The organism is Macellibacteroides sp. (assembly GCF_050251695.1).
GTDB classification, from domain to species: domain Bacteria; phylum Bacteroidota; class Bacteroidia; order Bacteroidales; family Tannerellaceae; genus Macellibacteroides; species Macellibacteroides fermentans.
This window is the reverse complement of sequence record NZ_JBFWMI010000125.1, coordinates 1-6,765: the sequence shown is the minus strand read 5'-3', so window position 1 is coordinate 6,765 and position 6,765 is coordinate 1. Positions and strand designations below refer to the sequence as shown.

General features: G+C 40.7%; 6 protein-coding genes. All 6 read right to left on the bottom strand.

What is annotated here, in order from left to right:
- Nucleotides 1–224: 224 nt before the first annotated feature.
- Genes AB7E53_RS13575 through AB7E53_RS13550 form a run of 6 tightly spaced genes read right to left on the bottom strand, consistent with a single transcriptional unit; the run spans nucleotide 225 to nucleotide 6,756 of the window.
- Nucleotides 225–1,040, bottom strand: coding sequence for an FAD:protein FMN transferase (locus AB7E53_RS13575; RefSeq protein WP_179399738.1), 816 nt, complete (start codon nucleotides 1,038–1,040; stop codon nucleotides 225–227).
- Nucleotides 1,037–2,419, bottom strand: coding sequence for a putative oxidoreductase C-terminal domain-containing protein (locus AB7E53_RS13570; protein WP_446776264.1), 1,383 nt, complete (start codon nucleotides 2,417–2,419; stop codon nucleotides 1,037–1,039). The genes AB7E53_RS13575 and AB7E53_RS13570 overlap by 4 nt, the downstream gene beginning before the upstream one ends.
- 1 nt (nucleotide 2,420) lies before the next feature.
- Nucleotides 2,421–3,431 carry a Gfo/Idh/MocA family protein gene (locus tag AB7E53_RS13565; RefSeq protein ID WP_079682719.1) on the bottom strand — a complete coding sequence of 337 codons (1,011 nt, stop codon included), beginning with the start codon at nucleotides 3,429–3,431 and terminating at the stop codon, nucleotides 2,421–2,423.
- A gap of 11 nt (nucleotides 3,432–3,442) precedes the next feature.
- Nucleotides 3,443–4,210, bottom strand: a complete 768-nt coding sequence (locus AB7E53_RS13560; protein WP_446772191.1) for a glucosamine-6-phosphate deaminase — start codon at nucleotides 4,208–4,210, stop codon at nucleotides 3,443–3,445.
- 15 nt (nucleotides 4,211–4,225) lie between these two features.
- Nucleotides 4,226–5,419: an N-acetylglucosamine-6-phosphate deacetylase gene (gene nagA / locus AB7E53_RS13555; RefSeq protein ID WP_446776262.1), complete on the bottom strand. Its 1,194-nt coding sequence runs from the start codon at nucleotides 5,417–5,419 to the stop codon at nucleotides 4,226–4,228.
- A gap of 8 nt (nucleotides 5,420–5,427) precedes the next feature.
- A complete protein-coding gene (locus tag AB7E53_RS13550; RefSeq protein ID WP_446776266.1) occupies nucleotides 5,428–6,756 on the bottom strand; it encodes a sugar MFS transporter in 1,329 nt (442 codons plus the stop codon).
- Nucleotides 6,757–6,765 lie beyond the last annotated feature (9 nt).

The following is a 6,765-nucleotide window of genomic DNA, read 5'->3' as shown; positions in this document are numbered from 1 at the left end:
TTTTTTTGTTTATATACCCTACTGAATATATACTACCCAAAGCTTGTATCTGTCATACTTATTATATTCAATGTTTATATTATCCCTTTCCAACTTAATCTAAGTCTGTCGGATGTTTTTTATAAGGTTTGTGTCGGCTGTGTCTGTTCAATGAGATTCCGACAGAAGAAATACTAAGCAGCATTACCGCGCATTAAAACTTAACGAAGGACTGAATGAAGTTGTTATAGAGAAAAGATACAATACTGGTCGATGGTAAATTGAGAGACAATTTCCTTTTCCTTTATTTTATCGGCAATCATCAATGTGGTGGAGACTACCTCCGCATCAATTGCATTAGGGGCAGAAACAGAAACAATACGTCTGTCGGCGTTATATTGTCCCGTAAATGGATTAAAGATATGTCCGGTGTGACTGGGCATATTTCCGGAAGTTGATAATGTATTATCGCGTAAAGATATGTTTCCTACAATCTTATCCGGGTTATAAGGATCGTTTATCCCGATAGACCAGCTATCCCCATGAGGATGGCTGCCCAGAGCTAGTACGGAGCTATTTCCGAAGTTTATTAAAGCCTGGGTTATCGAATGGTTGACAAGGATCTTTCTGATGCTTTCGAGGGCGTATCCTTTCGCATATCCCCCAAGATCAAGTTGGATGCCCGTGTCAGTAAAGTACACCGTATGACATTCATTGTCAAATTCTACTTTTGAATAATCTTTTAAGCTTATATCAAAGTATCCATAGGTACGTTCATAATATTGTTCACAGTCAGCCAGAATTTTCCACAACTCTTCGCTAACAGAACAAGGAGAGTGAATTGCCTTGTTATTCACTCGATACAATTCACTCTCCTTGTCAAATTTATTAAGCATCTTATTTAATCTTACCAACTCATCTTTCACCTCTTCCCATACCTTGTTGGCCAAGGTAGGTCCGGCGCCAAGAATCAAGGCATCCAGACGTGTACCCATAATTTGCATGAGCGACCCATGTAAAAGGTTGGAGGATTCGTAGTAGTTTAGATAATTGCCGATCATTTGTCCTCTTTTTTTGCAATTTCAAGTGCTTCAGTTGTGATAAAATACTTGGTCAACATATTAGGAACCTCCCATTCCGGCATCTCTCTGGAAACCAGAAATCCAAAAAACTTTTCGGCTACATGTGAGAAGTGAGCTTCGTGACCGTCTTTATGTTTGTCTGAAATTACAATTTCGTACATTCCATTATCAGCCAACTGAGCCCCAATGTCGTAGTTTTTCTTTAATCCGGTTATTACATGATCAAGATGCAATTTAAAATCAGCCTCGCTTACCTGATCTGCTTTCTTTATATATAACTTGGGTGAATATCCTTGTTCTTTCCCCTGCAAAATATATATTGAGGCCTTGGTCCCTTTGATTATAGAACTATGGGTATCTCCGGCACCTTCGGGAGCCTGGAAATTCCATACCACTGAAATGCCTACATTTACGTCCTTTACCTGATAGTTGATTTCTCCGTTTGCATAAACAAATAAGGTGGAATCTTTAACGTCTTTATTCAGGTAATCCGGAAATTCCGTTGCTAAAGTAGATTTAGAGAAATCACTTAAGCTAAGAGGAGTCGCCCAATGCTTAGCCCCGGTAATACGGATGTCTTTTTTATAGTCTAGGATTGTTTCAGGAAAACATTTCCAGTGAATCAAATCTATCAGATGAGTTGTAACATCGACAATCCCTTCACCTTGTTGCATCACATCGTAATACCATACAGGTCTTACCAAAGGTTTACCGGATACTAGCTTGTAAAAATGATGAACACTTTCCAACTTAACGGCAGGATCCTGTGGAGAGCCGGTTTGGATGTCGCCAAACAGCTCTTTATGCTGCATAAGCACCCTATTCACTATGTTAAGGATATCATAGCGTTCTGTCATGATGTCGTAAAGTAATACATTCTTTTTATTGGCTAGCTCAAATGCCTCTTCCAGTTTATGGAATGAAGATTTATCAATTGCCATCGGTTTGTCGGCAAGTACATTCATCCCTGCCGCAACCGACTGAAGAATGTAGGATGTCTTGTCTTTGTTGTTACCCGCAAGAATCACAACATTTCCTTTCTTTTCATTCAGCATCTTTGTGAGATAGTCGTCTCCAATATAGACCTCTTCATCCCAACATGTAGGGTTTTCGGTGCGATTGTTGAAAGAGTTGATAAGAGCCAGATGGGCATCAACCTCCGGACCAGCAGGAGCATAGACCTGGACCTTTTTATCAAGCTGCTTCAACATCGTTTTTTGAAGAAGAGCTGCATGAAAATGGCCCGGAGCAAAGGTGATAATTTTGATTTCACCTTCTGCTCCGGTAAATTTCTTGTTCCCTGATTTGGGCTGACAGGCCATCAATCCTATAAGTAACAGAAACAGTATATGTCTCATATTAATATTTCTTAGCTTTTAGAACCTTTTGAGCGGCTTTTGTACAACGTTCAAGTGTCTCCTGCATTGATACGGGTTTCCCTCCTAAGCGCTTGCTTTGGTTGGAAGCTTCCATAAAAGTAAATATTTCTATGGTCTCCTGCTCAGTTACCGGAACCTTTTTTGTCTTGAAGAATGTAAGAATTTCCGTTAGCAGATCTTTAAATCCAATGTATCCACCTGCTGCAACCGTTTTTGATTCGCAGAAAGCGGTACCACCAAAGTCAGCTTTACCTGTACGGAGTCCTCTGAATGTACCTATACGTCCGTCGTTCCATAATCCCACTACAACATCTGTACCTTCGGCAGATACACGGGTTACCTGCTTACAGCCACCACCCATAACGGTGAACAAGGTTTCAACACCATGGATCCCGTACCATGAGAAATCGGCATGAGAAGGTTCGTTTGTTGCCGGTGAAAAACAGTCGGCACCCAAAACCTTACCGTGTTCTCCTCTTTTAAGCTCTTGATTTCTTGGCGTAAATCGTAAGGTAGATGAAGAAAACATAGGAGAGTTGTATTTTTTAGCCAACGAGAAAATAGCAATCGCATCGGTTAGAGTGGCGGCTACCGGTTTATCAATAAACATGGGTTTGCCGGTTTTCAAGACTTCAACAGCCTGATCAAGATGCAGATTACCGTCATTGGTCTCAAGCATAACACAATCCACTTTCTCCAAAAGTTCAGCAATAGACCCTACTATTTCAACACCATGCTTCTGAGCCTCTTCCGTATATCCTGGGATACGTTTGTAGCTGCTTTCGATTGTTTTCGATCCATAGGGATAGGCAGCAACAATCTTAAAACCCTTATGTTCCGGTAGAGGATCATTGCTGTTTAACAATTTAATAAATGCTGGAGCATGTGATGTGTCCAGACCAATTATACCTATTTTGATTACTTCCTGTGCATGTAGCAAACCAGCGGATGTAATCAGCAAACATAACAATGCAATGATTTTTAATTTCATGATATGTAAATTTAAAAGGTTTTTGTCTCTATTAATGACGCACTATTTGCATCGAGATACAAAGTTACATTATCTTTTGTTCGTAAAACAGAGGCTGGACAAGTAATACTAATTTCACCGTACAATGTATGGTATACAGCATTTGCCTTGCTTTCTCCAGGAACAATACAATACATATAGTCGGCCGAAAGCAGTGCCGGTATGGTTAAAGTATAGGCGTGAGTTGGTACTTCATTGATGGATTGAAAGCATCCGTCGTTGACTTGTTGCTGCCTGCAGGCCTGATCCAGATCAACAACTTTAACAGCCTGAGGGTCTTTGAAATCAGCCACGTGCGGATCATTGAATGCAATATGACCATTTTCACCTATTCCTAAGCAAACAATGTCTGCAGGATATTGTTTTAAAAGCGCTTCGTATCGGGCACATTCTTCGGAGGGAAGAGCTTTCCCGTTGATATAATTAACCTGTTTGAAGGGAACTTTCCCGAAAATGCTCTCTTTTAAGAAATGTCCGAATCTTTGAGGAGCATCCTCTTCCAACCCTATGTATTCGTCCATGTGAAAGGCATTTATTCTGCTCCAGTCGATCCGGTTTTCTTTGACTAATGAAGCCAAAAATTCATTTTGAGAAGGGGCTGCTGCGAATATTATGTTTATTTCATCTTTTACGAGTAGCAACTCTTGAATTTTAGCTGCTGTGTCGCTTGCTGCTATTTCTCCCATCTCTTTACGGGAATCATAAAGCTTTACTGTTATTTTATCTTTTGTGAAAATCATTTTTTTCTACGTATTTTAGTGAGTTTTTTTATACACAACCTTACCATTTATTATGGTAGTATTGATATTGATATCTTTATCGAAAAGAACAAGGTCGGCTTCTTTTCCTATTTCTATTGAACCTTTTGTTTTATCTATCTTTAATATACGAGCCGGAGTAAGTGTAATCATTCTGATTGCCTCTTCCAGGGGTACATCCGCCAATCCGATCATGGTACGGATAAGTCGGTCGGCTGTAGCAACGCTTCCCGCAAAGGCTGTGCGGTCGGGTAATTTGGCAACGCCATCCTCAATTATTACTTTTTGTCCTCCTTGCAGACTGCCCAGGATTGACTCTCCATCCGGCATACCTGCCCCCCGCATTGAGTCAGTGCATAAAGCTATTTTATCAGGCCCTTTGAACTTATATACATACCGCAACAACGATTTGGGGAGATGGACTCCATCCGCAATAATCTCGACTGTCATGTCATCTATCAGATACGTAGCTTCCAACGCTCCGGCATATCTGTATGCGTTGCGGCGTGTGATGGTAGACATACAGGAATACAGATGCGTTACATGAGTAAAACCTGCGTCAAAAGCCTCTTCCACCTCTTCGCATATGGCATCTGTATGGGCAATGGATGGCAAGATATTTTTAGATCGAAGTACTTTGCCAAACTCAATCGCCCCCTTCAATTCGGGGGCCAGACTCCAACGCATTATATCATCGGAGGCTTCCAGGATGGCATTGTATTCTTCGGGTTCGGGATTCCGAAGGTACTTGGGGTCTTGTGCTCCTTTTTGCCCGTATGCAAAATAGGGACCTTCCAGATGTAAACCTAAAAAGGAGGCGCCTTCCGTATTTTTTGCCTTTGCTTCTTTGTATATACTGAATGTTTTGAGTAATTCTTCATTCGTACTTGTAAGCGTTGTTGGCAATAAGGAAGTAGTTCCATGTTTTGCATGCATTTTGGCAGCGCCCAGATAGGCTTCAACAGTTCCATCCATAAAGTCATATCCTCCGGCTCCATGTGTGTGCATATCAATAAACCCAGGTGATACATAAAGTCCACCAGCATTTATAATCTCATCACTTTCAGTAGCAGGAAAATATCCCTGCCCGATCTGAGTAATGATTCCGTCTTCGCAAACAACATATCCCTTTTCCGAAATTCGGCCCGGAAGAATGATAATTGCGTCGTTTATAACTAGTCTATGCTTCATTTTTTTATTTATTTAGCGGGCGACCAGCTTTTAATCTTGTGCCCGTGGACTGCAAAAAATATCAGGTACAGATAGCAGGGAACCAATAACCAGTAAGCTGCCTGCACGTTCCATACATCTGCCAAATATCCATAAAGGACTGGCATTATAGCATTTCCACATAATCCCATAATCAAGAGTGATGATCCGATTTTTGTAAATCGGCCTAATCCCTTAATTGACAATGGCCATATTCCTGCATAAATAAGAGAGTTTGGAAATCCAAGTGATGCTAAAAACCAGATTGACAGATTACTTTGGTGTCCCAGAATTGTAACGTCGTAATCGGCCAAAATTACCCCAAGAGATAGAAAAAGTCCTAATGTGCAGCAAAAACGCAGTGCATTGGTCTGTGAAATGTACTTCGGAATAAGAATTATTCCAAGTAAATAACCCGCAATCGTAGCTGTTAACGTGTAGGAGGGGAATGCTTTTGCTTCCAATAAATCCATACCCATCGTTCCGGCGTATCCGATAATCGTATCAATGGCTACCACCTGAGTCCCAACATGCAGAAACAATGCAAATGCTCCCAGAATAAGATACGGAAAATCCAGTATAGATTTCTTTCCATTATTTGAAGCAGCTTCTTCTTTAGTTTCGTGCTCAGGATTAATTTCCGGTAATACTGAAAAACGAATAAACAATCCGAATGCAAAGAGTAAAGCCGACAATACGCTATAGGGAAGAATCACACGCCTGATCAGTTCGTCCAGCATGTTGTTTTTTGCCACTTCATCTAATGTGCCGGATTCCAACAGAGTAAACATATCACTGTCTGAAACTTTAAGTACAACTGCTGCAAAAATCAACGGAGATACAATCCCGGCAAATTTGTTACATACCCCCATAATACTCATCCGCTTGGCCGCACTTTCTATAGGTCCGACAATCGTAATGTACGGATTTGCAGCTGATTGAAGAATGGCTAATCCTGTGCCGATTGTAAATAAGCCTGTAAGAAATATGCCATATGTACGGGTAAGGGCAGCAGGGACAAATATCAATGCTCCCGCAGCCATAAAGAAGAATCCGACCATCATCCCTTTTTTATATCCGACTCTCTTTAAAAGAAAGGCAGAAGGGACAGACATAACAAGGTATGCAATGTAAAAAGCAAATGCAACAAAATAAGATTCGAAATGAGTTAATTCACAGGCAATTTTAAAATAAGGAATAAGTATCGCATTTACCCACGATACCAGACCGAATATAAAGAACATAGCTCCAATTATAATTACAGCTATGACTGTTGATCTTTTATCGAGGGTATTACTGCTTACGGTTTCGTTCGACATATCTATTTT

Excerpts from the sequence above, each read along its gene's own strand:
- nagA (WP_446776262.1), bottom strand. The coding sequence starts at position 5,419 with ATGAAGCATAGACTAGTTATAAACGACGCAATTATCATTCTTCCGGGC.
- AB7E53_RS13560 (WP_446772191.1), bottom strand. The coding sequence starts at position 4,210 with ATGATTTTCACAAAAGATAAAATAACAGTAAAGCTTTATGATTCCCGT.
- AB7E53_RS13550 (WP_446776266.1), bottom strand. The coding sequence starts at position 6,756 with ATGTCGAACGAAACCGTAAGCAGTAATACCCTCGATAAAAGATCAACA.
- AB7E53_RS13565 (WP_079682719.1), bottom strand. The coding sequence starts at position 3,431 with ATGAAATTAAAAATCATTGCATTGTTATGTTTGCTGATTACATCCGCT.
- AB7E53_RS13570 (WP_446776264.1), bottom strand. The coding sequence starts at position 2,419 with ATGAGACATATACTGTTTCTGTTACTTATAGGATTGATGGCCTGTCAG.
- AB7E53_RS13575 (WP_179399738.1), bottom strand. The coding sequence starts at position 1,040 with ATGATCGGCAATTATCTAAACTACTACGAATCCTCCAACCTTTTACAT.